31 protein-coding genes, 1 tRNA gene and 1 riboswitch are annotated in these 25,571 nt (G+C 67.6%); of the genes, 16 read left to right on the forward strand and 16 right to left on the reverse strand.

Annotated features, from left to right (window positions below):
- Positions 1-174 precede the first annotated feature (174 nt).
- A complete protein-coding gene (locus AC0VYP_RS04450) occupies positions 175-1,425 on the forward strand; it encodes a serine/threonine-protein kinase (protein WP_475472626.1) in 1,251 nt (416 codons plus the stop codon).
- Positions 1,426-1,484: 59 nt separating this feature from the next.
- Here the strand turns inward: AC0VYP_RS04450 and AC0VYP_RS04455 are convergent.
- Both AC0VYP_RS04455 and bcp read right to left on the reverse strand, forming a co-directional pair.
- Positions 1,485-1,558 (reverse strand) — tRNA-Leu (locus AC0VYP_RS04455).
- Positions 1,559-1,816: 258 nt separating this feature from the next.
- Positions 1,817-2,299 (reverse strand): thioredoxin-dependent thiol peroxidase, encoded by a 483-nt coding sequence (bcp, locus tag AC0VYP_RS04460; protein WP_285758819.1) that lies wholly within the window; start codon positions 2,297-2,299, stop codon positions 1,817-1,819.
- Positions 2,300-2,631: 332 nt separating this feature from the next.
- Here bcp and AC0VYP_RS04465 point away from each other — a divergent pair, with 332 nt between their 5' ends.
- Both AC0VYP_RS04465 and AC0VYP_RS04470 read left to right on the forward strand, forming a co-directional pair.
- Positions 2,632-3,693 (forward strand): CDP-alcohol phosphatidyltransferase family protein, encoded by a 1,062-nt coding sequence (locus tag AC0VYP_RS04465; RefSeq protein ID WP_475472627.1) that lies wholly within the window; start codon positions 2,632-2,634, stop codon positions 3,691-3,693.
- Between the two features lie 18 nt (positions 3,694-3,711).
- Positions 3,712-4,110, forward strand: a complete 399-nt coding sequence (locus tag AC0VYP_RS04470) for a DUF3618 domain-containing protein (protein WP_475472629.1) — start codon at positions 3,712-3,714, stop codon at positions 4,108-4,110.
- Positions 4,111-4,171: 61 nt separating this feature from the next.
- Here the strand turns inward: AC0VYP_RS04470 and AC0VYP_RS04475 are convergent, their stop codons facing one another.
- Positions 4,172-5,371, reverse strand: coding sequence for an amino acid deaminase/aldolase (locus AC0VYP_RS04475; RefSeq protein ID WP_475472631.1), 1,200 nt, complete (start codon positions 5,369-5,371; stop codon positions 4,172-4,174).
- A 172-nt stretch (positions 5,372-5,543) separates the two neighbouring features.
- Between AC0VYP_RS04475 and purU the strand changes: the two genes are divergently transcribed.
- On the forward strand, positions 5,544-6,401 hold the full coding sequence (gene purU, locus AC0VYP_RS04480; RefSeq protein ID WP_475472633.1) for a formyltetrahydrofolate deformylase: 858 nt from the start codon (positions 5,544-5,546) through the stop codon (positions 6,399-6,401).
- A gap of 28 nt (positions 6,402-6,429) precedes the next feature.
- Here the strand turns inward: purU and AC0VYP_RS04485 are convergent, their stop codons facing one another.
- Complete coding sequence (locus tag AC0VYP_RS04485) at positions 6,430-6,870, reverse strand: Asp23/Gls24 family envelope stress response protein (protein WP_285758827.1); 441 nt, start codon at positions 6,868-6,870, stop codon at positions 6,430-6,432.
- The gene (locus tag AC0VYP_RS04490) at positions 6,861-7,412 is read right to left on the reverse strand and encodes an RNA polymerase sigma factor (RefSeq protein WP_285758828.1); all 552 of its coding nucleotides are present in this window, start codon (positions 7,410-7,412) and stop codon (positions 6,861-6,863) included. The genes AC0VYP_RS04485 and AC0VYP_RS04490 overlap by 10 nt, the downstream gene beginning before the upstream one ends.
- A 278-nt stretch (positions 7,413-7,690) precedes the next feature.
- Between AC0VYP_RS04490 and AC0VYP_RS04495 the strand changes: the two genes are divergently transcribed.
- From AC0VYP_RS04495 to AC0VYP_RS04525, 7 genes are all read left to right on the forward strand, one after another.
- A complete protein-coding gene (locus tag AC0VYP_RS04495; protein WP_285758829.1) occupies positions 7,691-7,888 on the forward strand; it encodes a CsbD family protein in 198 nt (65 codons plus the stop codon).
- A 73-nt stretch (positions 7,889-7,961) separates the two neighbouring features.
- Positions 7,962-8,450 carry an Asp23/Gls24 family envelope stress response protein gene (locus AC0VYP_RS04500; protein ID WP_285758831.1) on the forward strand — a complete coding sequence of 163 codons (489 nt, stop codon included), beginning with the start codon at positions 7,962-7,964 and terminating at the stop codon, positions 8,448-8,450.
- A 1-nt stretch (position 8,451) separates the two neighbouring features.
- The gene (locus tag AC0VYP_RS04505) at positions 8,452-8,769 is read left to right on the forward strand and encodes a hypothetical protein (RefSeq protein WP_432707459.1); all 318 of its coding nucleotides are present in this window, start codon (positions 8,452-8,454) and stop codon (positions 8,767-8,769) included.
- Positions 8,770-9,058: 289 nt separating this feature from the next.
- Positions 9,059-9,229 carry a hypothetical protein gene (locus AC0VYP_RS04510; protein WP_285758833.1) on the forward strand — a complete coding sequence of 57 codons (171 nt, stop codon included), beginning with the start codon at positions 9,059-9,061 and terminating at the stop codon, positions 9,227-9,229.
- A gap of 12 nt (positions 9,230-9,241) precedes the next feature.
- Positions 9,242-9,631 (forward strand): Asp23/Gls24 family envelope stress response protein, encoded by a 390-nt coding sequence (locus tag AC0VYP_RS04515; RefSeq protein WP_285758835.1) that lies wholly within the window; start codon positions 9,242-9,244, stop codon positions 9,629-9,631.
- A gap of 122 nt (positions 9,632-9,753) precedes the next feature.
- Complete coding sequence (locus AC0VYP_RS04520) at positions 9,754-10,359, forward strand: DUF6286 domain-containing protein (protein WP_285759547.1); 606 nt, start codon at positions 9,754-9,756, stop codon at positions 10,357-10,359.
- 6 nt (positions 10,360-10,365) lie between these two features.
- Positions 10,366-10,962, forward strand: coding sequence for an Asp23/Gls24 family envelope stress response protein (locus tag AC0VYP_RS04525; RefSeq protein ID WP_285758836.1), 597 nt, complete (start codon positions 10,366-10,368; stop codon positions 10,960-10,962).
- Positions 10,963-11,054: 92 nt separating this feature from the next.
- Here the strand turns inward: AC0VYP_RS04525 and AC0VYP_RS04530 are convergent, their stop codons facing one another.
- Both AC0VYP_RS04530 and AC0VYP_RS04535 read right to left on the reverse strand, forming a co-directional pair.
- Complete coding sequence (locus tag AC0VYP_RS04530; RefSeq protein WP_285758837.1) at positions 11,055-11,747, reverse strand: haloacid dehalogenase-like hydrolase; 693 nt, start codon at positions 11,745-11,747, stop codon at positions 11,055-11,057.
- A 32-nt stretch (positions 11,748-11,779) separates the two neighbouring features.
- On the reverse strand, positions 11,780-12,043 hold the full coding sequence (locus tag AC0VYP_RS04535) for a hypothetical protein (RefSeq protein WP_285758839.1): 264 nt from the start codon (positions 12,041-12,043) through the stop codon (positions 11,780-11,782).
- Between the two features lie 262 nt (positions 12,044-12,305).
- On the opposite strand from AC0VYP_RS04535, the gene AC0VYP_RS04540 reads away from it, so the two are divergent.
- Positions 12,306-12,677, forward strand: coding sequence for a VOC family protein (locus AC0VYP_RS04540; protein ID WP_475472638.1), 372 nt, complete (start codon positions 12,306-12,308; stop codon positions 12,675-12,677).
- 419 nt (positions 12,678-13,096) lie between these two features.
- Here the strand turns inward: AC0VYP_RS04540 and AC0VYP_RS04545 are convergent, their stop codons facing one another.
- The 5 genes from AC0VYP_RS04545 to AC0VYP_RS04565 form a co-directional block, all read right to left on the reverse strand.
- The gene (locus tag AC0VYP_RS04545) at positions 13,097-14,506 is read right to left on the reverse strand and encodes an L-serine ammonia-lyase (protein ID WP_285758842.1); all 1,410 of its coding nucleotides are present in this window, start codon (positions 14,504-14,506) and stop codon (positions 13,097-13,099) included.
- Positions 14,507-14,665: 159 nt separating this feature from the next.
- Entirely contained in the window at positions 14,666-15,940 is a 1,275-nt protein-coding gene (locus tag AC0VYP_RS04550) for a serine hydroxymethyltransferase (protein WP_475472641.1), read from the reverse strand.
- A gap of 4 nt (positions 15,941-15,944) precedes the next feature.
- Complete coding sequence (gene gcvH, locus AC0VYP_RS04555; protein ID WP_285758846.1) at positions 15,945-16,325, reverse strand: glycine cleavage system protein GcvH; 381 nt, start codon at positions 16,323-16,325, stop codon at positions 15,945-15,947.
- Positions 16,326-16,452: 127 nt separating this feature from the next.
- Complete coding sequence (gene gcvT / locus AC0VYP_RS04560) at positions 16,453-17,568, reverse strand: glycine cleavage system aminomethyltransferase GcvT (RefSeq protein ID WP_285758847.1); 1,116 nt, start codon at positions 17,566-17,568, stop codon at positions 16,453-16,455.
- Positions 17,569-17,710: 142 nt separating this feature from the next.
- Positions 17,711-17,811, reverse strand: a riboswitch (glycine riboswitch).
- Between the two features lie 119 nt (positions 17,812-17,930).
- Complete coding sequence (locus AC0VYP_RS04565; protein WP_285758849.1) at positions 17,931-18,992, reverse strand: 3-deoxy-7-phosphoheptulonate synthase; 1,062 nt, start codon at positions 18,990-18,992, stop codon at positions 17,931-17,933.
- Between the two features lie 643 nt (positions 18,993-19,635).
- Here AC0VYP_RS04565 and pip point away from each other — a divergent pair.
- Both pip and AC0VYP_RS04575 read left to right on the forward strand, forming a co-directional pair.
- Complete coding sequence (gene pip, locus AC0VYP_RS04570) at positions 19,636-20,595, forward strand: prolyl aminopeptidase (protein ID WP_285758852.1); 960 nt, start codon at positions 19,636-19,638, stop codon at positions 20,593-20,595.
- Positions 20,596-20,750: 155 nt separating this feature from the next.
- Positions 20,751-20,942: a ferredoxin gene (locus AC0VYP_RS04575; protein ID WP_285758854.1), complete on the forward strand. Its 192-nt coding sequence runs from the start codon at positions 20,751-20,753 to the stop codon at positions 20,940-20,942.
- On the opposite strand, the gene AC0VYP_RS04580 is transcribed toward AC0VYP_RS04575, so the two are convergent.
- A complete protein-coding gene (locus AC0VYP_RS04580) occupies positions 20,939-22,141 on the reverse strand; it encodes an NAD(P)/FAD-dependent oxidoreductase (RefSeq protein ID WP_285758856.1) in 1,203 nt (400 codons plus the stop codon). The genes AC0VYP_RS04575 and AC0VYP_RS04580 overlap by 4 nt on opposite strands.
- A gap of 171 nt (positions 22,142-22,312) precedes the next feature.
- Complete coding sequence (locus AC0VYP_RS04585) at positions 22,313-23,278, reverse strand: asparaginase (RefSeq protein WP_475472645.1); 966 nt, start codon at positions 23,276-23,278, stop codon at positions 22,313-22,315.
- 255 nt (positions 23,279-23,533) lie between these two features.
- Here AC0VYP_RS04585 and AC0VYP_RS04590 point away from each other — a divergent pair, with 255 nt between their 5' ends.
- Complete coding sequence (locus AC0VYP_RS04590; RefSeq protein WP_475472647.1) at positions 23,534-24,163, forward strand: 3'-5' exonuclease; 630 nt, start codon at positions 23,534-23,536, stop codon at positions 24,161-24,163.
- A gap of 87 nt (positions 24,164-24,250) precedes the next feature.
- On the forward strand, positions 24,251-24,490 hold the full coding sequence (locus AC0VYP_RS04595; RefSeq protein WP_475472649.1) for a hypothetical protein: 240 nt from the start codon (positions 24,251-24,253) through the stop codon (positions 24,488-24,490).
- Between the two features lie 36 nt (positions 24,491-24,526).
- Here AC0VYP_RS04595 and AC0VYP_RS04600 read toward each other — a convergent pair whose 3' ends face one another.
- Positions 24,527-24,757, reverse strand: a complete 231-nt coding sequence (locus tag AC0VYP_RS04600; protein WP_285758861.1) for a hypothetical protein — start codon at positions 24,755-24,757, stop codon at positions 24,527-24,529.
- 155 nt (positions 24,758-24,912) lie between these two features.
- Positions 24,913-25,542, reverse strand: coding sequence for a TetR/AcrR family transcriptional regulator (locus AC0VYP_RS04605; RefSeq protein WP_285758863.1), 630 nt, complete (start codon positions 25,540-25,542; stop codon positions 24,913-24,915).
- Between the last annotated feature and the right edge of the window lie 29 nt (positions 25,543-25,571).

Here is a 25,571-nt window from a genome sequence, read left to right on the forward strand (position 1 = left end):
CACAGTCCGCGGGAGATAACGAAACCGAACCTAAGTGACTGTGATGTTCCAACCACCTGCTCTAATGTCTTCAGACGTTGGTATAACGAGTGGTGCGTCTATGCCCCGACGCCACCGCCGCCGCAACCGCCCGCAGGAGGCCAGCATGGCCCGTGAGCTGATCCTGTAAGAGTCGTGTCCTCCATAGAACCCCCAGCAGAGCGGCAGGACTCCCAGCCGCCGGATTCGTCGCGCCCGGTTGTGGTCAACGACGCCCCCGAGGAGCAACGCATCCTCGCGGGGCGATACACCCTGACCGAACCCATCGGGCGCGGCGGGGTCGGTACCGTCTGGCGCGCCACCGACGTCGTCCTCGACCGCGAGGTCGCGGTCAAGGAACTTCGGTTGCCCGATGACCTGACCGAGGCCGAGCGCAGTTCGCTGCTGCGCCGCACCACCCGAGAGGCCCGGGTCGCCGGTCGCCTGACCCATCCCAACGTTGTCACCGTGCTGGACGTCGTCAACGAGGACGGCCGGCCGTGGATCGTGATGGAACTGGTCGTGGCGCGCACACTCGCCGAGATCGTCAACCTCGCCGGGCCTCTTCCCTATCCACGCGTGGCCGAGATCGGTCTGCAACTGATCAGCGCGTTGAAAGCTGCACACGACGAGGGGATCGTCCACCGCGACGTCAAGCCCGAGAACGTCATGATCAGCGATCAGGGCAGGGTCGTCCTGACCGACTTCGGGCTGGCAGCCTGGACCGGTGAGTCGGCGCTGAGCAGTTCGGGCCGAATCATCGGCTCGCCCTCCTACATCCCGCCGGAGCGCGCAAAGGCCGGCCCAGTCGGGCCTTCCTCGGACCTGTGGTCATTGGGTGCGACCCTGTACGCCGCGGTCGAGGGCCACCCGCCCTACAACCGCAAGGGCTACATCGCCATTCTGCGCGGCGACGATCTGGAAGAGCCTGAGCCGGCTGCCAACGCGGGACCGCTCGCCCCGGTGTTGGCCGGCCTGCTGCGGGTCGATCCCGAGGCGCGCCTGACCGCGGACAGTGCCACCGCGATGCTGCGCATCGCTTCACTCGCCCCCTGGGCACCCGAGACCAGCCCGGAGACAGCCGCGAAGTCGGCGGCAGAGACCGAGGCACGCAACGAGTCGGATCAGTCAGCGGCCGAAGCGATACCCGTCGCGCTGAAAGCGGGGGCAGAGGCCCTGCGCAACAACCTGCACGACCAGGTCGCGCATGTCTCCGACGCGCTCCAGCGCCATCGTCCGGAATCGGTGAGTGCCCTGCTCACCTCGATCCGGGAGTCCACCGACACCCTCGGGCTGACCAGTTCGGGCAAGCATCGCAGCAAGAGTGCCGTTCCGGTCATCATCGGTGTGGCAGCGGGGGTAGTGGCGCTGCTCGCAGTCATCCTGTGGGCGCTGGTTCTTCGGTAACGGCAAACGTACGGGTGGGGTGGAGGAAGCCTGCTCCTCCACCCCACCAGGGTCCTTTGTAGGGCCGACGGGACTCGAACCCGCACTGGCACGAACCTAAATCGTGTGTCTCTACCTATTGGACTACGGCCCTCTGTAGCTGGCTGTCCGGTCGTCTTCTCCGGTCGCGGGCGCGACGACAAAACCGTCCGTCTGAAGAGTGGCAGTTGGGGGTGCGCAAACGCAAATTCTCCGGCCCCTGTCGCACGTGCTTCTCCGGATGAGCCGTTCGGCTGCGGACAGGGCGGCCGACATCGAGCGGCGTTCTTCGTACGCTGCCGGCCGGCCGATCACCCACCCGGTGGCCGCCCCCGGGGGGCGGAACAGTCATCTGCGCCCCGCCCCCGGTGGGTCAGATGCCCAGTTCCCGCTTGACCCGATCGACGTGGCCGGTGGCCTTCACGTTGTAGAACGCCTTCTCGACCACGCGGTCCGCACCGATCACGAGGGTGGACCGGATCACACCCTGGACGATCTTGCCGTAGTTCTTCTTTTCACCGAACGCGCCGTAGCCGGTCAGGACGGTCTTCTCCGGGTCGGAGAGAAGAGGGAAGGTCAGCCCTTCCTTCTCGGTGAACGCCGCCAGTTTGGCGGTGGTGTCGGGGGAGATCCCGAGCACGGTCAGGCCGGCAGAGTTGAAGGCGCGGAGGTTGTCGCGGAAGTCGCATGCCTGGCTGGTGCATCCGGGGGTCATGGCCGCGGGGTAGAAGTACAGCACCACACGGTTGTGGCTCCCCAGGACCTCGCTGAGTGTGACGGGTTTGCCGTCGGCGTCGTCGAGGGTGAAGTCGGGCGCTGTGTCGCCGGGCTGGAGGCGGTCGGTGGACTCGCTCAACGCGTGGTCTCCTCATCGGGGTGGGGCCTGGGACTGTCGTGTTCAGCCTATTGCGCGTGGTGGGGCGCTGCTGGGAGGGTCGCAGGGCAGCCAGATGCGGCCTGTCCCGGTTCGGGATGAAGGGCCCGGGTCCGGATTCGGCGGCAGTAACGAAACGCTTCATGCCCAAGACGCGCATGAAGGGCGATCTTCACCTAAGGTTGACCAAGCCCATGCCGCGTCGGCACCGGATCATGGTGAGGGGCGGGTCCCGCAACGACTCGCACCGTCAGGACCGGTAGCACCCGGTACTGGGCCGAAGCACCTTTCCCGCTTCGAGGAGTACGCCAGCAATGTCCAGTTTCACCATGGACGAGGTCAGGAATCGCACCCGCAAGGAGCGCGATTCCTGGTGGACCGTCTGGGCGATCGATCCGATCGCTCTGCGGCTCGTCCGGTTGATCGCCAACCGCACGTCGATCACGCCCAATCAGCTGACGGTCGTGGTGCTGTTGTTGGGTTTGGGAGCGGCCGCATGCTTCGCGGTGGGCTTCTGGCCGTTCCTGATCGCGGGTGCGGTCCTGTACTACGTGTCCTTTCTCGTGGACTGCATGGACGGCAAGCTCGCGCGGTTGACCGACCGGGAGTCGCTGTTCGGGTCGTGGATGGACTACATCTTCGACCGGTTCCGGGTGCTGATGTGCGCGGTGGCGTTGATGGGCGGCCAGTACGTACTGACCGGACGGACGGTGTTCGTCTGGATGGCACTGGTCGTGGTCTTCTGCGACATGCTGCGCTATCTCAACGCCCTCCAGGTCTACAAGATGCGTCGGGAGATGCGCTCCTACCTGGCGGCAGCCCTGGAACGGGCCCGGGCAACGCTGTCGATGCTGGAGCCGGCGCAGCCAGGGGCGCCGCTCAGCGATACCGGCGAGCAGGCAGTGCTCAAGCACGGAATCTCGGTGCTGGAGCAGCTTCTTCGGTCGCAGGCGGAGAAGGAGAACCGCTATGACCGGGACGCGGGCAAACAGCCTGACGTGCGGTTGCCCAAGGTGGATCTGCACCAAGAGTTTCGGCATCGTTTTCCGTGGTATCAGCGGTTCTGGGAGTTCTTGCGGGCCCACCGGATCCGAACGCACCTGGTGAGCGGCATCGAACTCCAGATCGCGGTGTTCGTACTGGCGCCTCTGCTGGCGGTCTTCGCCCCGAGCGCGATTGTCTGGACGACCGTGCTGGCAGGCGTTTTGCTACTCGCGTTCGAGATCCTGATCGTCTATAAACTGTGGTTGTCCACCCGGGATTTCTTCCGGGTGGTCGATGGGATCGAGGGCGCGTTGAGTTTTGCGCGTACGCCTGAGAGACAGGCCGGTGGCGAGACGCCGGCCGCTGATTCATCGCAGGCGACTCTGCGGTAGCGGAAGGAAACGGGCTTTATGGAGGCAACGGGCCCCGAGGAACCCCGGCGCGACCCGGCTGTTGTGCAAGCCGAGATCGAGCGTGCGCAGGTTCGGCTTGCGTGGGCGATCGATGAGCTGACCGACCGCGCCAACCCCAAGAACGTGGCCAAACGTGGGCTGGGCAAGCTGCGCGACACCGGCGAGCTTTTGGTTGAGGAAGCTCGGGCCCTGGTCACCGGCGCGTCGGTGCGGCGTACCGACAGCCACCTGGTAGAGCCCCCGGAGGGCGCGATCCTGCTCAAGGGCGAGGACGAGGTGGTTGCGGACTACGAGTTGCGTCGTGGACCGTCGCCCGCTCTGCTCGTCGGGATGGGCGTCGGGTTGGCCGTCGCGGTGGGCATCGCCGTGGCGGTGCGGCGTCGGGCTAAGCGCTAGACGAACCAACGAGGAGGGGTTCGGGGTGGTGACCCCGGCCCCTCCTCGTTGCGTCGGAGCCTTAGAGGAAGGTCTTTCCCTCTCCCCGGTAGGTGGGGACGGTGGCCACGACCTCGTCACCGTTGACGAGGTGAAGTTGGTCGAAACGTTCGCAGAGCTCGCCGGCTTTGGCGTGGCGCATCCAGACCCGGTCGCCGATGGCCAGGGCGTCCGCGGGTGCCCCCTTGAGCGGTGTCTGTACTTCCCCGACGCCCTCGGTACTGCTGTAGTCGAGACCGGGCGGCAGGTAGGGCTGGGGGAGTCGCGTGCTGTCGCCCGGGCCGGAGGCGGTGTATCCACCGCCGAGGGCGGTGACCACGCCGGGAGCAGGGCGGCGAACGACGGGCAGTGCGAACAAGGCGGCCGGTCGGCCGGTGAAGGATCGGTAGTGGTCGAAGAGGTGGGGTTGGTAGAGCCCGGAGCCCGCGGCGACCTCGGTCACGGCACGCTCGCGGCTGGTGATGTGCAGGCTCCCGGTGCCGCCACCGTTGACGAAGCGGAGGGGGGCGACCTCGCTGACCGCGCGTACGATCTGGGCCCGCCGCCGGGCGAGTTCGTACTGGGACTGTTGCTGGACCCATTGCAGTACCCGGCCGTAGACGGGGCGTCCCGGGGGTGCGTCACCGATTCCGGCGATCTGTGCCTCGTAGGCCATGATGCCGTCGAGGTGCAGGCCCGGGCGCCGGCTGATCAGGCGTGCGAGAGCAACGGCCTGGCCGGGGGTGCGGAGAGGGGAGCGGTGTGCGCCGATGCGGTTGCGCTGCCCGAGTGGTTGCCAGCTGGTGTCGATATCGATGCACACCCTGATGGGGGTTGCAGGGGCGGGTGCGGCAGCGGTGATGACGTCCAGATGGTCGGAACTGTTGACAACGACGGTGATCTTTGCGGCGGCCTCGGGGTCGGCCCCCAGGGCGGTGATGGCGTGGGCGTCAACGGTCGGGTAGGCGACGAGGATGTCGTGGCCGTCCAGCGTCTCGTCGGCGGCCAGCCATAGTGCTTCGGGGAGGGTGTAGGCCATGATCCCGGAATAACCCGGGGTGGCCAGGGTCGTGCGCAGAAGGTGGCGGCACCGGACGGATTTGCTGGCGACCCGGATGGGCATGCCGCCGGCGCGACGGGTGAGGTCTGCGGCGTTGGCGCGCATAGCCGCCAGGTTGACGATGGCGAAGGGGGCTTCCAGGTGTGCGGTCGCTACTTCGTAGCGGTCACGAACACTACTCATAGTGTGAGCATGTCACACGTTTGTGAAACTTTTTCATGTTGGATGGTGGAATCTCTGCCGGCGGTTACCGGACTCCCCCCGGCCGCCAAAGCGGCCTGGGTAGGCTGGTGGTCCTGCTCATCGGCTGCTTCCCAGCCGGTGTCCCGCCTCTGAGAAGGTCCTTTTGACAGACATGAGCGAGCGCGAATTCGTCCTGACCCTGTCGTGCCCCGACAGCCGTGGAATCGTTGCGGCGGTGGCCAATCTGTTGGCCGCTCACAGCGGCAACATCGACGAGAGTCAGCAGTGCGGCGACCACTACACGGGACGCTTCTTCATGCGGGTGCAGTTCAGCGTTGACGACGCGGGAGTGAGCGAGGACGCGCTTCGGGGGGCGTTCGCGGGACTCGCCGCGGAGTTCTCGATGGATTGGAACCTGTGGCGGCGTGACGTTCGCCCCAGGGTGCTGGTGATGGTCTCCCGGTTCGGTCACTGTCTCAACCACCTGCTCTACCGTCAGCGCAGCGGCCTGCTGGGGATCGACATCGCGGGTGTGGTGTCCAACCACCGCGATCTGGAGTTCTTGGCCGACTCCTACGGCCTTCCCTTCCACCACCTTCCGGTGACGTCGCAGAACAAACCGGCGCAGGAGGCCCGGTTGCTCGAGCTGGTCGAGGATGCAGAGGTGGACCTGGTGGTACTGGCCCGCTATATGCAGGTGCTCTCGGAGGACCTCTGCCAGAAGATGTCCGGACGCGTCATCAACATCCACCACTCCTTCCTGCCGAGCTTCAAGGGAGCCCGCCCCTATCACCAGGCGCACGCGCGTGGCGTGAAGCTCATCGGGGCGACCGCCCACTATGTGACGGCGGATCTGGACGAGGGGCCCATCATCGAGCAGGAGGTGGCCCGTGTCAACCACGCCGCCACCCCCGAGCAGCTGACCGCGATGGGGCAGGACCTGGAGTCGGTGGCGTTGGCACGGGCCGTCGGTTGGCACGCCGAGCACCGGATCCTCATCAACGGAGAGAAGACGGTGGTGTTCCGGTAGGCCCGGCGTGGGCCCGCTTCGAGCGGGGTCAGACGATGTCGGCGATGTCGATGTCCACACGGGCGATGACCCAGCCGAGTTGGTTGCGCGCAGCCGACAGCACCGACCGGCGCAGGACCTCGGCCGCTTCGGGGATGGGGGTCCCGGTATCGGCGCGAACGGTGAGGCGCACGGAGTATCCCTCGGTCTCGGCTTCGCCGATCTGGCAGCGCCCCACCCGGAGCCCGGGGGTCCGGTCAGCGGCCATGCGCAGGATCTTCGCGGCGACGGACTCGCGTACCTGGGTGTGGCCGTTGTCCGGAAGAGACCGGGTCGAGGGGACGTCCAGGACGCGCGTCGAGCGCCCCTCCCGCCGAACCGTGTTCATCACGTTGTCGAGGAGTTGGGGAGGGGCCGTGACGCGTTCCTCCCTGAGTTCGTCGCGGGCCGAGTCGAGGGTGGGGTCGGGCTCGGTGTGCTCTACCGCCATGGTTTCAGCGCCTCCACGAGATGGGTGCGGGCACGGTGGATGCGCCCGCGTACGGCAGTCGGTGTGGCGTCAACGATCGCTGCTATCTCCTCATAACTCATTCCTTCCAGCTCGCGCAGTGTCCAACACACTCGTTGGGGCGGGGGGAGGTTTTCCAGGGCCTTGGCCAGGGCGCTGCGCAGATCGGTCGCCACCGAGTGGTGCTCGGGGCCAATCGAGGGGTCGGGCAGCTCCGCACCATCCTCCCCGATCGGCGACGTCGGGCGTCGTGACCGGATCGAGTTCAGGGCGCGCCGGCTGACGATCCGGTAGAGCCACCCTGAGAAGGTCGCCGGATTGTCCAGTTCGGGCAGTTGTCGCCAGGCGGCGATGAACGCTTCCTGCGCGGCGTCGGCGGCGTCACCCTCGTTGCCGGTGACGCGCAGGGCGATCCGGTAGACGGGATTCTGGTAGCGCCGGACGAGCAGTTCGAAGGCGCTGGTGTCGCCGTCCTGGGCGTGTTCGACCAGGACGGAATCCGCAATGTCCTCTTCTGTGAGCATTTGGCGGCCTGCCACATCCTTCGGACGTACAATGATTGACTACTTTATGCATTTGATCAAATACATTGGGTAATGACGTGCTGGGCGGACCCCTCGTGTTGGTCGTTGATTTAAGTGACCCAGGTCACAATACTTCGACCGTGAGGATGGGGCGCTGAACCGTGTCTTCCATATGTAACGGCAGGAACCGCTATCGAAGACCTCGACAGAAGCGGACTCCGCCAAAGCGATAGGCCATTTGCCCCTAGGGCAGATGTCGAAACATAGGAGAGAACCCCATGGGCCAGCTGGGAAACCGCTTCGAAGACGTCGCCGGCAAGGCCAAGGAGACCACTGGGAAGGCCACCGGAAATCGTGGGCTTGAGCGCGAAGGCAAAGCCGACCAGGTCAAAGCCCAGGCCAAAGAAGCAGTGGACGGTGCCAAGGACAAGCTCGGCGAGGCCGCGGACAAGGTCAAGGACGCTTTCAAGCGCTAAAACGCCCGCACACTCCAGCCTCGGTGTCTATCCGCCGAGACAATCCATCTGTTCGAGTTGAGGAGACCCTTCGATGACCGAGACGCAGACGAAGACGGAGAACAGCAAGGTGCCCACCGCCCGTGACACCAGCAGGAATTCCCGCGAACTGGTGACCTCCAACGGTCGGACCTCCATCGCCGACAACGTCGTCGCCAAGATCGCCGGCATGGCGGCCCGCGAGGTCGGTGGCGTCTACCGCATGGGTGGCGGTGCGGCCCGTGCCTTCGGCGCGATGCGTGACCGGATTCCCGGCGCCAGCAGCAACAGCACTGCTTCGCGCGGAGTGGCCGTCGAGGTCGGCGAGCGTCAGGCGGCCGTGGACATCGACCTCGTCGTGGAGTACGGGGTGGCAATCCCCGACCTCGCCTCGGCGGTGCGCCGCAACGTCATCAATGGCGTCGAGCGCATGACCGGCCTGGAGGTCACCGAGGTCAACATCACCATCGACGACATCCACCTCCCGGACGAGGACGACCAGGAAGAGGACACCGGCCGCCCGATCGAGCCGCGGGTGCAGTGACATGCCGGCCAACGCCGAAGCCCGGGAACACGTGAGTTCACGAATCGCCCTACGGGTGCGGGCGCTTCCCGACGTGGTCGAGCTGTCCTCGGGCTCGTTCGGAACGTTGGCCACCCCGTTGCCCGGGGGAACGGTGGACGGGGTGGCCGTACGCGACGACATTGTCGAGGTCGGTGTGGTCGTCCGCTACGGGCGCCCGTTGCCGGAGGTCGCCGCCGACGTCCAGGCGGCAGTAGTACCCCTGGCAGAGGGGCGCGCGGTACACGTGTCCGTCGAGGACGTGATCGCAGGGCTGCCGGAGACACGCGAGGAGAGGTGAAAGGTGCGGGACCAGCGCAGGGAATTCCGGGAGTGGGTCAAACGCAACCATCCCGACCTGGGCGGTGACCCCCATGCTTTTGCCGCAGGCCTCGCGGGTCAACGCGGTAACGCAGGCCCGGTGTCCCGGCCGTCGTCAGGGGCCGGCCGGGACGCCGTCGGAGTGCATCGGACGCCACGCGGGCCATTCGGTTGGATCGCCGAGAGCCTTCGGCGCAGACGCAGGCGGCGAGCCATGGCACGCCGCCTCAAATAACGCCGCGCTCATCAACTGATCAGGAGGAATCACCATGTGGCCGATTGTGGGACTGGCATTCGGATCCGTATTGGGACTGGCGGGAGCCTTCGGAGGTTTCGGAGCGTTCGCGCTGGTACTGGTACTCGGGCTTGTCGGGTTCCTGGCAGGCCGCGCGTTCCAGGGCGAGATCGACCTCGCCGAGCTGTTCACACGGCGCAACTGACCGGGAGCGCCGATGAGTACAACGATGAACACGGCACCGCCGGTCGCGGTCCCACGGGCGCGTATCGCCGAGGAACGCGGACGCACGGTGATCCCTGATGCGGTCGTCGCCAAGATCGCGGGACGTGTGGCCGACGAGGTCGAAGGAACACGCGGTATGCACCGCGGCCTCGGTTCCCTCCTCGGAGGTAGTCCCAGGCCCGCAAAAGCACAGGTGAAGATAGCAGGAACGTCTGTGACGGTGCGGTTGAGCATTGCGGTGACCTATCCCCATCCCGTTCGACAGACCACGCGTGACGTGCGCGAAAGGGTGAGCAGACGGGTCCTGGAGCTGACTGGGCTGACCGTCCGGCACGTGGACATCGAGGTCTCGGAACTGGTCCGCGACGCCCGAACGGCTTAGTCGCAGACATCTTCGAGGGCGAGAAAGGAAGCGCACCGGTGACTTTCCCCCTGAGTGAACGACTGGCGCGGCCGCTCATGGCAAGGACCGGCAGCGACCAGGGAACGGAATTGGAAAAGGACATGACGACGGTAGAAGAGGCGTTGAGCCGCCCGGACCCGGTTGTCGCCAGGCGGGCCGACCGCGTGGCTGTCCACACCTTCCGGCCATACCGCTCCTGGCCGGCTTTCATTGCCGGAGCGGTGATCATGGGGGTGGCGGGACTGGCCGCGGTCGAGGTCATCTCCGCGCTCGCGGGCAGTCCGTTGAGTCTGCTCCCGGTTGACCGGGCCACAGGTTATGCCGGAAGCGCGCGATGGGCCGATCCGACGGTCAAGATCGCCTCGGGAGTGCTGGCGTTGATCGGCCTGGTATTGATCTCGCTCGCGTTGGTGCCCGGCCGTGGCCACTGGCTGGCGTTGCGCACCGAGGATCCCGCTTTTGTGGTCGGACTGTCCAAAGGGGCGCTGCGCAGAGCTTTGGCCGCGGCTGCGTGCGAGGTGGACGGGGTGCGCTCCGCCCATGTGACGCTTGGCCGCCGCCGGGTAGCCGTGCGCGCTCATACCGAGCTGCGCCGATCCGATGAATTGCCCGGCCTGGTTCGTGAGGCCGTGCGCCGCAGGCTGGGCGACCTGGCTCCAGTCCGTGAACTCAATGTTCGGGCGAGCGTCCGATACGCGAAGGCGTGATCGATCATGACGGTAGGTAAGAAGGCGCGCAAATCCGCGCGCGGTAACCGATGGGGACTGGCGTTCGTAGGGCTCCTCCTGTTGGCCGCCGGAGCCGCTGCCCTGGCCGCCGGCCTGGGCGCATTCGGTACGGGCGTCGCCGGTTCGCCCCTGCTCACCGACTCGGCCGCCCGGTACACCAGGGCCTCATGGGTGCCCTATGCGGTGGTGGCGCTCTCGGTGGTCCTCGCCCTGATCGCCCTCCGCTGGTTGGTGGTCCAGGGCAGGGTTGACTGGGTCGGTCGGTTGCGAATGGAACCCGAACCCCTGATGGGGACCACCGAGTTGACGGCCGGCGCGGCACGCGGGGTGTTCGAAGAGGAAGTCGGGGAGTACCCAGGCGTACGCCGCGCGCGTGTCAAGATGACCGAGTCCAGCAGTTCCCCGCACCTGCGTCTCGACCTGACCCTCAACGCCGACGCCGACGCCACCGCGGTGTGGCGGCGAGTCCGTGGTGAGGCGCTGGAGAACCTGCGATCCTCCCTCGAATTGGACCGGTTGCCCGCTGTCGTGCGGATGACAATGACCGCACCGGCCAAGAACCCCGCCCGAGAGCTCGTCTGAGCGGATCGAAGCCATCCTGGAAAGCGGCGCCGGAGGACTTCGGGGGGAGCCTTCGGCGCCGCGTTTTCTCCAGGTGCGGCCCGGGACACTGGTCAGCCCAGCAGCGCGGACAGCACAGCATCGGTGTCGCACAGGTCGTCCAACACGACGGTGGCACCCGCTGCACGAAGAGCAGCGGCGTCGGCCAGTCCGGTTGCCACCGCCACGATCTGCGCGCCGCCCTCCAGGGCGGCGCGGACGTCGTTGGGGGTGTCACCCACCAGCACCGTGGTGCCGGAACCGAAGGCCACGCCGGTCGCCTCCTGTACACGTCGCTGGGCGATCTCTACGAGCTCCGGTCGCTCCCAGTGGTCGTCGCCGTAGCCGCCGAGGTCGAATTCGACGAGGTGCTCCAGCCCCAACGCATTCAGCTTGTGCCGGGCGTTCGCCCGGGCATTTCCAGTGAGCAGCGAGGACACCACGTCCGACTCGCGTGCGCAGCGCTCCAGGACCCGACGTGCGCCGGGGAGGACCCGGCCGCGGGTCCGTAGCCGGTCGCGGTTGTGTCGGAACTCCAGATCCTCCAGGCGCAGGAACTCGGGAAACTCGTCGGCCCGATGGGAAAGGCCGTTGGCCGCCAGGGTGTCGGTGAACCACTGCCATTCGGTGCGGCCGGGGCCGCGCGTCGTGACGTGGTCGGGCATCCCGCTGAAGGCGGTGAAGGCGGTGCAGAAGACCGACCACCCGATCCCCTCGACGTCGATGAGGGTCTTGTCGATGTCCCACAGCACCAGCCGCTTGCCCACGCCCGCCCCTTACCGTCGTGCCGAATGCCCGATCACGCTATCCGATCGCCTATCTGAACCGTCGTGCCCCGCAACAGCCGGAGGGCCACGGCGTTCTGCCGGGCCGGGCCGACGGTCGGCGCCACACGCTGGATGAGTCCGGCGCGATCGATCCAGCCTTCGACCGTGGAGCCCCCGATACCGGTCAGCGTCATGGCGCCTGGGGAACCAAACGTGCCCGGCGGTGAGCAGGCCGCCCGGTCGGGGGTGCCGTGCCGCACCAACCAGTGGCCGAAGCCCATGGTCGTAGTCGGCACGAAAGGCTCCGGCGAACAGGAAGGCCGCCGTGAACAGCGACTCCGCCAGTACGTCACCGGACAGCAGCGCCCGGGGCGTGCCACGAGAAGAAAGCGACATCGCCGAATAAAACCGGGTCTCTCCTCGATCGGGGAGCCGCCCGCGGCCATCAGGAAAAGGCCGGGCCAGAGGAGTGATCTCTTCAGGCCAGAAAATGCGGCGTGGTCTGCCGGTTCTGTCGTAGTCGGTTGTTACGTTGCCGCTATGGCGAAAAAAATCTTCGTGAACCTGCCCGTCAGCAACCTGGAGGCGTCCACAACCTTCTTCGCGGGTCTCGGGTTCGACATCAATCCCCAGTTCAGCGACGACAACGCCGCATGTCTGGTGATCAGCGACGACATCTTCGTGATGCTGCTCGTCGAGGATTACTTCCAGACGTTCACCGCCAAGCAGATCTGCGACGCCCGCACGCACACCGAGGCGATCCTCGCGTTGAGTGCCGAGAGCCGCCAGGAAGTGGACGACCTGGTCACCAAGGCCATCGCCACCGGTGGGAGCCCGTCCAACGAGCCCATCGACCAGGACGGAATGTACGGCTGGAGTTTCCAGGACCCGGACGGTCACCTCTGGGAGGTCATGCACATGGGTGAGTAGGACTGAGCGCCTCGTTCCCCCGCGCCCGAGCAGTACGACCAGACCGGTCGGGGCCGACCGCGAACAATGCCGCCGGGCCGTTCAGCGTCGATGAGGGACTGCGCGGGAACGGCTGAGCCGGTCTGAGCGATATCGGGTGGAAAATAATTCTTTTGTTCGTAGAACAATTATTGAGTGGACGGTCGAAGCGTCCTGCCAGTTCTGCGTCGATCAACCGCCCGTCCGCGGAGAGCATGACGATTTTGCGCGGTTGACAAGAAAATTCGCCGGCACCCCAAGGGGAATCAGCTGGGCGATGCTGTCGTAGTGCTCGGTGACGGTCGGTATCGCCTGGTCGTGCCGACCAGGCGATACGGATTCATTGCGCGGCGAGGCGGGCCACGAAGGCCCGTGGTGCGTCGGGGGGGGGCTGTACCAGCTCAGCACTCGATGACGTTGACGGCCAGGCCCCCGCGGCTGGTCTCCTTGTACTTGTCCATCATGTCGCGACCGGTGTCGCGCATCGTCCTGATGACCTTGTCCAGCGATACGAAATGGCTCCCGTCGCCGCGCAGGGCGATCTTGGCCGCGGTGATCGCCTTGACCGAGGCCAGCGCGTTGCGCTCGATACAGGGCACCTGTACCAGGCCGCCGATCGGATCGCAGGTCAGACCGAGATTGTGTTCCATGGCGATCTCCGCGGCGTTCTCGACCTGCTCGGGAGTACCGCCCAGCGTTTCCACCAGTCCGGCCGCCGCCATCGACGAGGCCGAGCCGACCTCGCCCTGGCAGCCGACCTCCGCACCGGAGATCGAGGCGTTCTCCTTGAACAGGATGCCGATGGCTCCCGCGGTCAGCATGAAGCGCACGATCCCCTCCTGGCTGGCGCCGGGGGTGAAGTGCTCGTAATAGTGCATCACGGCAGGGACGATCCCGGCAGCGCCGTTGGTGGGGGCGGTCACCACGCGTCCGCCCGCCGCGTTCTCCTCGTTGACCGCGAGTGCGTAGAGGGTGATCCAGTCGCTGCCGCGCATCGGATCGGAGTCGTGCGGTGCGCCTGGGCGCAGCAGCCCGGAATCGTCGCAACTGCCGCCGAGCTGTCGGTAGAGCCGGTTGGCGCGTCTGGGCACCTTCAGGCCGCCCGGAAGAGTGCCCTCGGTGGTCACCCCGCGCCGTACGCACTGGCGCATCGCCTGCCAGATTTCCAGCAGCTCCACGCGAACCTGTTCGGGAGACCTGCCGAACGCCGCCTCGTTGGCGAGCATCACGGAGCTGATCGACCTGCCGGTTTCCCGGCACAGCGTCAACAGTTCTTCAGCGGTGGCGAAGGGGAGCGGCAACGGGGTGTCGTCGGGCTTGATCCGATCCGCGCCGGCAGCCTCCTCGTCCACTACGAAGCCACCGCCCACCGAGTAGTAGACCTTAGCGCTCAACTCGGCGCCTTCTGCGTCCAGAGCGACGAAGCGCATCCCGTTGGGGTGGCCGGGCAGGCTCTCCTTGCGGCGAAAGTCCACGTCCGTCTTCGGGGAGAAGCCAATTTCGTGCGTGCCGTCCAGTGCGAGGCCGTCCCGCCTGGTGACCTCGGCCAGCAGCCGGGGAACGGCGTCCACGTCCACGCCCTCGGGGGTCTCGCCGAGCAGACCGAGGATGACGGCGGTGTCACTGCCGTGCCCTTTACCGGTCAGGGCGAGAGAGCCGTACAGTTCGGCGCGTACCCGCACCACCCGTTCCAGCAGCCCTTCGGCGCGCAGCCCCGCGGTGAAGGTGCGAGCAGCCTTCATCGGCCCGACGGTGTGTGAGCTGGACGGTCCGATGCCGACCTTGAACAGGTCGAACACGCTGATCGCCATCACGTCCCCTTACTTGTCGCCGGCTCTGGCCGGGAGAGGTCGCGCTGCCCCGGTTCGGGGCGTTACGCAGAACGGGCGGGGGCGGCTTGTGGCCGGGCCCCGCCCGAAAGGTGTGCGCCCGAGAAGGCGCCGGTGGGCGCCTTTCGGAGAGACCCGGTGTTATTTCAGGCCGGGGTAGAGCGGGTGTGCGGTTGCCAGCGCGGAAACGCGTGCACGCAGCGCCTCGACGTCGTAGGTGGGCTTGAGCACCTCGGCGATGATGTCGGCGACCTCGGTGAAGTCGGCCTCGTCGAAGCCGCGGGTGGCCAGCGCCGGAGTACCGATGCGCAGGCCGGAGGTGACCATGGGCGGACGCGGGTCATTGGGAACGGCGTTGCGGTTGACCGTGATGCCGATCTCGTGCAGCCGGTCCTCGGCCTCCTGCCCGTTGAGGGCTGAGTTGACCAGGTCCACCAGCACCAGGTGCACCTCGGTGCCGCCGGTGAGGACGTTGACCCCCACCTCGGTGGCGTCCGGGCGGGTGAGCCGCTCGGCCAGGATCTTGGCACCGGCGATGGTACGCCGCTGACGGTCGGCGAACTCCTCGCCCGCCGCGACCTTCAACGCCACGGCCTTGGCCGCGATCACGTGCTCCAGCGGTCCGCCCTGCATCCCCGGGAAGACCGCCGAGTTCAGCTTCTTGCCGTACTCGGACTTGGCGAGGATCAGTCCGCCGCGGGGGCCACCCAGCGTCTTGTGGGTGGTGGTCGTGACGATATCGGCGTATTCGACGGGGTTGGGGTGCAGGCCCGCTGCGACCAGACCCGCGAAGTGCGCCATGTCCACCATCAGGATCGCACCGACCTGGTCGGCGATGGCGCGGAACCGGGCGAAGTCGAGCTGGCGCGGATAAGCCGACCAGCCCGCGACGAGCATCTTGGGCTGGTGCTCCTTGGCCAGCGCCTCGACCTCGTCGTAGTTGACCGTGCCGTCGGAGTCGCGTACGTGGTAGGCGACGGCGTTGAGGATCTTGCCGGAGTAGTTGATCCGCATGCCGTGGGTCAGGTGCCCACCGTGCGCGAGGTCCAGACCCAAAATGGTGTCACCCGGCTTGAGCAGCGCGAAGTACACGGCCGTGTTGGCCTGCGCGCCCGAGTGCGGCTGGACGTTGGCGTACTCGGCTCCGAACAGCGACTTTGCGCGGTCGATGGCCAGCTGCTCGATGACGTTGACATGCTCGCATCCGCCGTAGTAGCGGCGACCAGGGTAGCCCTCGGCGTACTTGTTGGTCAGAACGGTGCCCTGGGCCTCCAGAACCGCCTGAGGAGCGAAGTTCTCGGAGGCGATCATTTCCAGGGTGTCGCGCTGGCGAGCGAGCTCGGCGTCCACGGCGGCCGAGACCTCGGGGTCGAGCTGCGCCAGGGATTGGTTGAGCGAATTGCTCTGGGCGGTCATGAAGTTAACCTTCACCTTCGGTGAGCTGTGTGTACTGCTCCGGGGTGAGTAGATCGACCGGCTCTTCGGAGAGCTCCACCTTGAACAGCCACCCCTGACTGTAGGGGTCCGAACCGATCAGCTCCGGCTCGTCTACCGCGGCCTGGTTGACCTCGACGACCTCGCCATTGACCGGCGCATACAGCTCGCTCACCGACTTGTGGGACTCGACCTCGCCGCAGGTTGTGCCTGCTTCCAGGGTCGATCCGACCTCGGGCGGCTCGACGTAGACGATGTCACCCAGGGCTTCGGCGGCGAAGGCCGTGATACCGACGGTGGCGACGCCCTCCTTGACGGAGACCCATTCGTGCTCGTTGGTGTAGCCCAGCTCCGCGGGAACGCTCAATTCAACTCTCCAGGAGTGTTGTCCATTATTCAGCAGCGGCCGGGGGGCTCGTGCGCCACCCCGTGCCGCGTCGTCCCGTCCCGCCTCGTCAAGGAGTTGCGGGTGGACGCACCAGTCGCGCGGAAGACTACTTGTCCCGCTTGTAGAAGGGCAGCCGAACCACGTCCATCGGTTCGGCGCGTCCCCGAACGTCCACTGCGAACTCTCCGCTGGACAGGTCGGTTCCGGCCTCCACGTAGGCGACCGCGATGGGTTTGCCGATGGAGGGGGAGGGGGCTCCGCTAGTGACGGTTCCCACAGAAACACCGTCGCGCAGAACGTCGTAGCCCTTGCGCGGTACCCGTCGGCCGCGGCCGACGAGGCCAACGAGGGTGTGGGTGGGACCGCTGTCGGCCCGGGCGGTCAGTGCCGCGCGACCGACGAAGTCGTCGGGCTTGTCGAGTTTGACGACGCGGCCCAGGCCGGCCTCGTAGGGGGTGCGGTCCAGGCTGAGCTCATTGCCGTACAGCGGCATCCCGGCCTCCAGGCGCAGGGTGTCGCGGGCGGACAGTCCGGCTGGGATCAGCCCGGCGGGCTCGCCGGCCTTGAGAAGGGCGTCCCACACCGCGGGGGCGTCGGAACCGGGCTTCACGAAGATCTCGAAGCCGTCCTCGCCGGTGTAGCCCGTACGCGCCAACAGTACGGGCTGACCTGCGACGGTGTGGCGGTACCCGGCGTAGTACTTGATGGTGGACAGGTCGGCGTCGGTCAGCGGAGCCAGGATCTCCACGGCCCTGGGGCCCTGGACGGCGATGAGGGCGTACTCGCTCGATTCGTCGGCAAGCACCACGTCGAAGCCGGACGCACGCTCGGTCAGCGCGGCGAAGACCGTGTCGCTGTTGGAGGCGTTGGCCACGATCAGGTACTCGTCCTCGGCGAGGCGGTAGACGATCAGGTCGTCGATGACGCCGCCGTGCTCAGCGGTGATCATGGTGTAACGCGCGCGGCCCGGGGTGACAGCGGAGAGGTGGCCCACCAGTGCGTAGTCGAGGAAGGAGGCCGCGCCCGCACCGCGTACCAGAAGCTCGCCCATGTGGGAAAGGTCGAACAGGCCCGCGGCCTCACGCACGGCCTTGTGCTCGGCGGCCTCGCTGGCGTAGCGCAGGGGCATCAGCCAACCGGCGAAATCAACCAGATTGGCGTTCAACGCTTGGTGGGTCTGGTGCAGCGGGGTGGTGCGGGCACCTTCGGGGGCCTGACTCATGAGCACTCCTGGCGGGGATGGACGCGGACAGGGCTGTGGACTCCCATCCTCCCCCTCTGTCATCTGTGCCTGAGAGGTTCACCGCACACGGCGGCTTGCACCTTCGGCGAGGGGCATGCGCGCCCCTGCTTTCCAGAGTGTTCTCGCCCGTGCGGTCCATCGCGCCTGAGAGGTTCTCTGGGGAGGGTTTGCTCCTTCGGCGGTCCGCGCTGGCTGCGGCGGACACTCTCCCGCACAGGGTCATCGAGTGGGACCCAGCCTAGCAGCGCGCAGCCAGACCGATCTGGGACCGTCCCCGCCGGGGTGTAACGCGCGTTCACTGTTGCAGTCGGCGCGGCACACCCCGGTCGCGGGGTAGCCGGTCAGACGTTGACCTTGCGGCGACTGCGCACGGCTTCGGCGAGCCCGGTGAGCACGCTCTCCGTGGTCTCCCAGTCCATGCACTTGTCGGTGATGCTCTGGCCGTAGGTCAGATCGGCGGGGTCGCCGAGCTTCTGCGCACCGGCCACCAGGAAGCTCTCCAGCATGACACCGGTGATGCCGCGCTGCCCCTCGGCAACCTGGGCTGCGATGGCCTCGGCCACGCCCGGCTGACGGGTGTGGTCCTTGCCGCTGTTGGCATGACTGGCGTCGATCATCAGCCGTCGTGGCAGTCCGGCAGCCGCGATGGTCTCCAGTGCCGCACCCACCTGGTCGGCATCGTAGTTGGGGCCGGAGCGCCCGCCCCGCAGGATGACATGGCAGTCGGGGTTGCCCGACGTGGTCACGACGGCGCCCGCTCCGCTGGGGTCGATCCCGAAGAAGGTGTGGGAGGCGCCCGACGCCCCTACGGCGTCCACGGCGACCTGGACGTCTCCGTCGGTGCCGTTCTTGAAGCCGACGGGCATGCTCAGGCCACTGCCGAGCTGACGGTGGACCTGGCTCTCGGTGGTGCGCGCCCCGATGGCACCCCAGGCCACGACGTCGGCGATGTACTGCGGAGTGATGGGGTCGAGGAACTCGGTGCCGGAGACCACGCCCAGCGAGGCGATGTCCAGCAGCAGTTTGCGGGCGGTGCGCAGGCCGCGGTGGACGTCGTAGCTGTCGTCGAGGCCCGGGTCGTTGATCAGGCCCTTCCAGCCCAGCGTCGTGCGCGGCTTCTCGAAGTAGACCCGCATGACCACGCACAACTCCGAGCGCACGGAGGGCGTCAGCGCCTTGAGACGGCGGGCGTAGTCCAGGGCGGATGCGGGGTCGTGCACCGAGCACGGACCCACGATGACCAGGAGCCGGTCGTCCTCGCCGTCGAGCACGCGTTTGACCTCGGAGCGGGCGTCCTCGATCAAGGCGGCACGCTCTGGGCCCATCGGCAGCTCGGCCAGGATGTCGCGCGGGGCAACGAGCGGCTGGTAGCTGTCTACACGCGTGTCATTGGTACTGGGCATGGGTTCCTCGTCCTCGTTCCCCTGGTGACTCACTCGACCCTAACGCGGTCTGCTTTGTTGATCTTTCCCCGACCCCGGCTGATTCGATCCCCGAGACGGTGACCAATACCCGGAGACGCCACGGAGGGTAGGAGGCGGCGGGCTGTACCCGGGCGTCGGTGGTTTCGACGGATCGCGGGGTGTCGCACCTCTAGGATGAGTCCGATGGACGAGTTGTGCGACGGTCAGGATCCTTGGCGGTCCGGCCGTCAGACGGTCTCCAGCCGATACCGCACGGGTGGGCGCGCTGCCCCGTCAACCACCCCGCAGAGCCGGCCTGCGCCATGTGTGCCCCACCGTTGCGCTCCGGCCCCTGCCCGCTGCCCCGATCGGGGAGCGCGGTCACGGCTTCCTCCCCCGCGTACCCCCGCGGCAGGGCGGTCCTGCTGCCGGACGAAGCCGAAAGGTTTCGGTGCCGTTCACGCCGGCTCCCCGCGTCCGCAGCCGCTCACGTGCCGAGGAGATGATCGCCCACGGTGAGCAGTGCGGCGCCGGCGTGCCCGCCTGCGTCTGCGTGTTCGCACCGTTTGTTGAGACCAGCCTCTCCTGACGCCCGGCTCCTGCCACGACCACCCCAAGCCTCGTTGAAAGAAGGGCGCTTTCCATGCGCACGCTGTATCCGCCCATCGAGCCGTATGACAGCGGCATGCTCGATGTCGGCGACGGCAACCGGATCTACTGGGAGCTCGCGGGAAATCCCGCGGGCAAACCGGTGGTCTTTTTGCACGGCGGCCCTGGGGCGGGCTGTTCGCCCGACCACCGTCGTCTGTTCGATCCCCAGCGTTACCGTGTCCTGCTCTTCGACCAGCGCAACTGCGGGCGCAGTACCCCGCACGCCAGCCGAATGGACACCCAACTGCACGCCAACACCACCTGGAGTCTCGTCGGCGACATCGAGCGCCTGCGAGTGATGACCGGGGCGGACCAGTGGCAGGTCTTCGGCGGCTCGTGGGGGAGCGCGCTGGCCCTGGCCTACGCCGAACAGCACCCTGAACGGGTGAGCGAGATCATCGTGCGCGGAATCTTCACCTTGCGCAACGAGGAACTGCGCTGGTTCTACCAGAGTGGCGCGTCGTTCTTGTTCCCGGACGTGTGGGAGTCCTACCTCGCCCCGATTCCCGTCGAGGAACGCGACGACTTGATCGGGGCGTACTCGGAGCGGCTCAATTCCCCCGATCGCGATGTCAGGCTGGAAGCGGCGAGGGCCTGGAGTGTTTGGGAGGGGTCCACGATCACCCTGCGTCCCGACGAGAAGGTGCGCGCCAAGCACGCCCAGGCCGACTACGCGCTGGCCTTCGCGCGGATCGAGAACCACTTCTTCGTACACGGCGGCTTCTTCACCCCGGGCCAGCTCATCGAGAACGCCGGAAAGCTCGCTGCCATCCCGGGGGTGATCGTGCAGGGGCGCTATGACGTGTGCACCCCGGCCACCACGGCCTTCGATCTCCACCGGGCCTGGCCGGAGGCGGAGTTCCACCTGGTCGATGATGCCGGGCACGCCTTCAGCGAGCCGGGGATCCTGCACCAGCTGATCGAGGCGACCGACCGGTTCGCTCAGGACTAGGTGCGGCAGAGTTTTAGGGGCGGCCATTTCCGGGAAGCTGAACCGGGGTGGCCGCCCGAGCGGCAGGCAGGCGCCGGGCCGATGCCCGGAGAGGCGAGCCCGACCGCGACCTGGCGGTTTCGGGTCCTGGCCACCACGGCGAGCGGGAGCGGCACATGCGGGTGAAGGTCGATTTCGATCGGTGCGAGAGCAACGCGGTCTGTATGGGGATCGTCCCCGAGGTATTCGAAGTCCGCGACGACGACTACCTCTACGTCCTCCAGGAGGAGCCCGGACCGGAGCTGCGCCCGGAGGTCGAAGAGGCCGCCCGGCTCTGTCCAAAGCAGGCCATCAGCGTCGAGGGCTAGGGAGCGGCCGCGGCCAAGGCGTCGGTCCAGGCGGTCGGTTGCTCCAGGAGTTTTCGGTAGCGCATGGTCTTGGGCGTCGAACGCAGCCCGAGCACGCCGACCAGCATGCCCGCGCGGCCGAAGAACGCGACGAACTTGCGGCTCTCGGGGGACCCGTGCACGATCTCCACGGAATCGGCGGGTGTCGCCTGGCCCAGCAGCTGAACCTTTGCGCCGTACTGGTCGGACCAGAAGTAGGGAACCGGTTGATAGGCCCACCGCGTTCCCGACCCCGCCAGCAGATTGTGCGCCACCACCGCTGCCTGCTCCCCGGCATTGGTCCAGTGCTCCAGCCGGGTGCGTCCGCCGTAGCGAGGATGCGGCCAACTGGCGAGGTCGCCCGCGGCGTACACCCCCGGCAGGGAGGTTGCGCAGTGCTCGTCGCAGCGCACCGCCTGGTCACCGGCGTCCAGCTCGACCCCCGACCCGGCGAGCCAACCGGTGTTGAGGTTCACGCCCAGCCCCGCGACGACTAGGGACGCCTCCACCGTGCTGTCGTCGGCCAGACGGACCCGCTCGACCCGTCCGGTGCCCTCCAACGCGCGGACGCCCACGCCCACCCGCAGGTCCACGCCGTTGTCACGGTGCAACTCGGCCAGCACCGAGCCGACCCTCGGATCCACCGTCCGGGTCAGCGGCGTTGCTGCCGCTTCGATCAGGGTGACCTCCAGTCCCAGCGCGCGGGCGCTCGCGGCGACCTCGGCGCCGATGAACCCGGCACCCACCACTGTGATCCGCTCGTGCTCGGCGAGTTCGGCACGCAGCGCTTCGGCGTCGTCAAGGGTGCGCAGCACGTGCACGCCGGACAGCGTCGTGTCGGGGCGGCGAGCAGCGCCCCCGGTCGCGATCACCACGCTGTCGCCGGTCACCCGGGAACCGTCGGAGAGTTCTACCGCACGTTCCCCCGGGTGCAGGGCCAACGCCCGCACCCCCAGGCGCAGGTCGAGGTCGAGCGCGGACAGTTCCTCGGGGCCGCGCAGCCGCACACCCGCCCCTGTCCCCTTGCCCGTCAGCAATTCCTTGGACAGCGGCGGGCGCGAGTAAGGCTCGTGCGCCTCCTCGCCGACCAGGGTGATGGTTCCGTCAAAGCCGGCGCCCCGGAGAGCCTCCGCGGTGCTCAGGCCGGCCAGGCCGGCGCCCACGACGACGACTTCGCGCATGTGCTCTCCTCGCAACACGAACTCCCTGCGGACGCTGGAAATTCTAGGACCCGGCACTCACGGCGGGACGGTGCCGCCGGAATCAACTTCGCGCCTCCGATGCTGTTGCCCCGAACTCCGGGGCAACAGCATCGGAGGCGCGGGCCCGGTGGCCGGCCGCAGGCAATCGGCTCAGCCGAGCGGGCGGATCACTCCGACGACTCCTCCGCCTCCGGTCACGTCCGTGGCGAGCAGGTCCTCGGTTCCGGAGATGTCGGCCCCCACCGAGGACAGCGCGGTGAGCGCGACCATGGCCCCCGCGCGGGGCAGCGGGTCTCCGTCGCTGATCTTGACCGCGGCCGTCTCACCGGTGGGCGCCGCGACCACGATGACGCCCTCGGCGCCGATCTTCGAGGTCGCTCCGGGCAGAGCGCGCATGAGCACGGTGTCCACCCGGCCCTCACCCGCCACGTATTCCGGGAACGCACGCATGGCGGCGTTGATCGTGTGTTCGATCGATCCTTCGGGAGCCAGCGCCATCGCCTGGAACCCTCGGGTCAGACCGGTCAAGGACACCGCGAGTTGGGGGGCGCCGCAGCCGTCCACCGCCGTGTGCGCGATCGGTTCGCCGCACTTCTCCTCGACCGCTTCACGGATCAGCAACTGGAGCGGGTGGGAGGGGGAAAGGTAGCCGCGGAGGTCCCAGCCCCGGCGCACACAGGCGTCCAGCATCGCGGCGTGCTTGCCCGAGCAGTTCATCAGTGTGCGGCTGGGCGCCCCGTCCGCACGGAGCAGGGCGTCGCGGGTCCGGCGGTCCATGGGCCAGTCCTCGGGGCAGCCCAGGTCGGCTTCGGTGAGCCCGGCCGCGGCCAGTGTCGCGGTTACGCTGGCCACGTGGATGTCGGCTCCACTGTGACTGCCCGCCGCGATCGCCACCTGGCTTCCCGTCAGTCGGGCTCCTGCGCGCAGGGCGGCCAACGCCTGGAACGGTTTGGCGGCCGAGCGCGGGAACATGGGGGCCGTCACGTCGCCCAGGGCGTAACCCACCTCCCCCGCGGCGGTCAGCGCTACGACCGCTCCGTAGTGCACGCCCTCCCGCATTCCTGAACGGGTCACTTCGACGAGCGGGACGTAGGCGGGCGGTGCGCTCTGTGCCATCACTGCTCCGTGGTCAATAGTGGGAGAAACGAAAACTTTCATCCCATCTTTACCTACCGTCGGAGCCTTCCGGTCCGGGGTCGGTCACCGTCCGAGAAGGCCCAGGCGTCCGGTCGCACGGATACGCGCCACGACAGGTACGGGCAAAGGGTTGCGTCGGTGCTGACGGGTAGGGTCAGGGCTTGGTTCGCGTTTGGGCGCGTGAGGGGCGCGGACCGGCCGGAACGCGCCGCCAACACGCGAGGAGACGAAGACGTGTCGCACGAGGATCACGCCGGCCGCAGAGCCGTGCACATCGGTGCGCTGACCCGGGGCAGAGGCGGTCACCGCGCACTCGACCTGGAGTACGCCGTGGTCAACGTCGAGACGACCGGGCTCTTGCCGGAGAAGGGGGCCAGGGTCTGCGAGATCGCTGTCGTGCGCATGCGCGGTGACGGCACGGTGCTGCGCGAGTTCACCACGCTTGTTGACCCCCGGATCGCGGTCACCGGACAGGAGTTCCACGGGATAGCCGACGGCGACGTGGTGGGTGCGCCCAGGATCGGTGAGCTCACCGGTGAGCTCACCGAGCTCTTCTCCGGAGCGGTTCTCGTGGGACACAACCTCGACTTCGAGGACGCCTTTCTGACCGCTGAACTCGTGGCCACGGGACTGCCGGCCGGGCTGCCCGGTCTGTGTACCCTGCGCACCCTGCGTTCCCAGGTCGAACTGGAGCGCTACTCGCTGGCCCGGGCCAGTCATGCCTTGGGGGGCGACTGGCCGACCGGGCAGCACACAGCACTGGGCGACGCACGCGCCTGCGCACAGTTGCTTGCGGAACTGCTGCACAACGCGCCGGGCGAGTTGCGCTACCTCGGCCCCGACCCGGTCGTGCTCGCGGGTTGACCCTCCGCTGCTGCAAGGGCGAAGCCGCGGCGCTCGGTCAGCGTTTCACCGCGGCGCCCGGCCGGCTCCGCTCCGCGACCGGCGCCGGTGGGACGGCTGCGACCCTGGCCGCGGTTGTGGAACCGGCTCGAGCTCGATCCCCGATTGTGCGTCGGGAGCTTCGGGCCCCCTGAGCGCTCCCTGGCGCTGGCCGAGGCCCTGCGCAGGTTCCGCCGCCGCCGGACGGCCTCGGTGATCGCTGCTTTCACTGCGACCGTTGCCACCGCAGCCCTGGCGGCAACAGTGGCCGGCAGTGTCGGCCGGGAGGTGGGGGACGCGTCGGGCTGACCCTCTTCGCGCGGCCCCGGCGGGTTCAGGAGTTCCTCAGAGCCCTGAGAGGGCGAGGAAGAACGCGATGATCAGCATGCTGCCGCCGATCGTGGTGAGTGTTGCGCGGCCCTGCTCGGTGAGGCGGATCGGAGCGGTGTGCGGATGTCGTCTGCCCGGGGGTGACGCAGGGGAGGCGGGAACGGCCCTGGACGGGCGAAAAGGGAGGCGGTTGAGCACCGCGGCCGCGACCAGCAGGGCACCCAGGACGATCAACGCGAGCGACACTGTCGGTGGTTCCTTCGGGGGGAGAGGACGAACACCAGTTGGTGTGCGATTCTCGCCTATCAGAAGCGCCGTGCACACCCGTGCACCTGGGGCGGGGGGAGTTCCGAGCACGCCAAAAAAACGGTGTGTGACCGAAGCGTGGCTCTGTGTTTGTTCTACTCGTCCCGGCTTGCTTCCAGAGCGGTTTCGCGGGTGACGCCGAGGGCGCGCAACGCGAAGACCGTGACCAGTGCATGGGCCTCGGGCAGCGCGGTCTCGCCGCGCAGAAGGGGGAGGCGTTGGGCGCCGATCAGGGCCAGGACGAGCTTGGCGGTCGGCTCCAGGGCCACCTCGTCGAACTCTTTGGAATCGGTTCCCTCCCGCACGATCTCCACCAGTAACCGCTGCATAGGGGCGACGTGGTCGGCCAGGGCCTGGTAGGCGTGCGGCCCCAGACTGGCACCGAGTTCTGCTGCGGCCGGATGGGGATGCTCGATGATCCCCTCCAGTTGGAACCGGACGAAACCGGCCAGTCGGCGTGCGGCGGATGCGCCCGCAGGCAGGTCTGCTTCGCACCGCCGCATGAAATTGACGGTCACCTGTTCGGTGAAGGCGAGAAGAAGAGCCGGCTTGTCCGGAAAGTAGTTGTAGAGAGCGGTGCGGGTGATCCCGGCGGCCGAGGCGACATCGGTCATGGAGATCTCGTCGATTCCCTGGTCGCGGGTCAGCGAGGCCACCGCGTCCAGAATCCGCTCGCGGACCTGGGCGCGGTGTGCTGCGATGGTCGGGGCCGAGATCTTGGGCATGGACCTATCGTTACACGCCATCCGGGTGT

The sequence above is a fragment of the Nocardiopsis sp. iso_186 genome, from assembly GCF_056173365.1.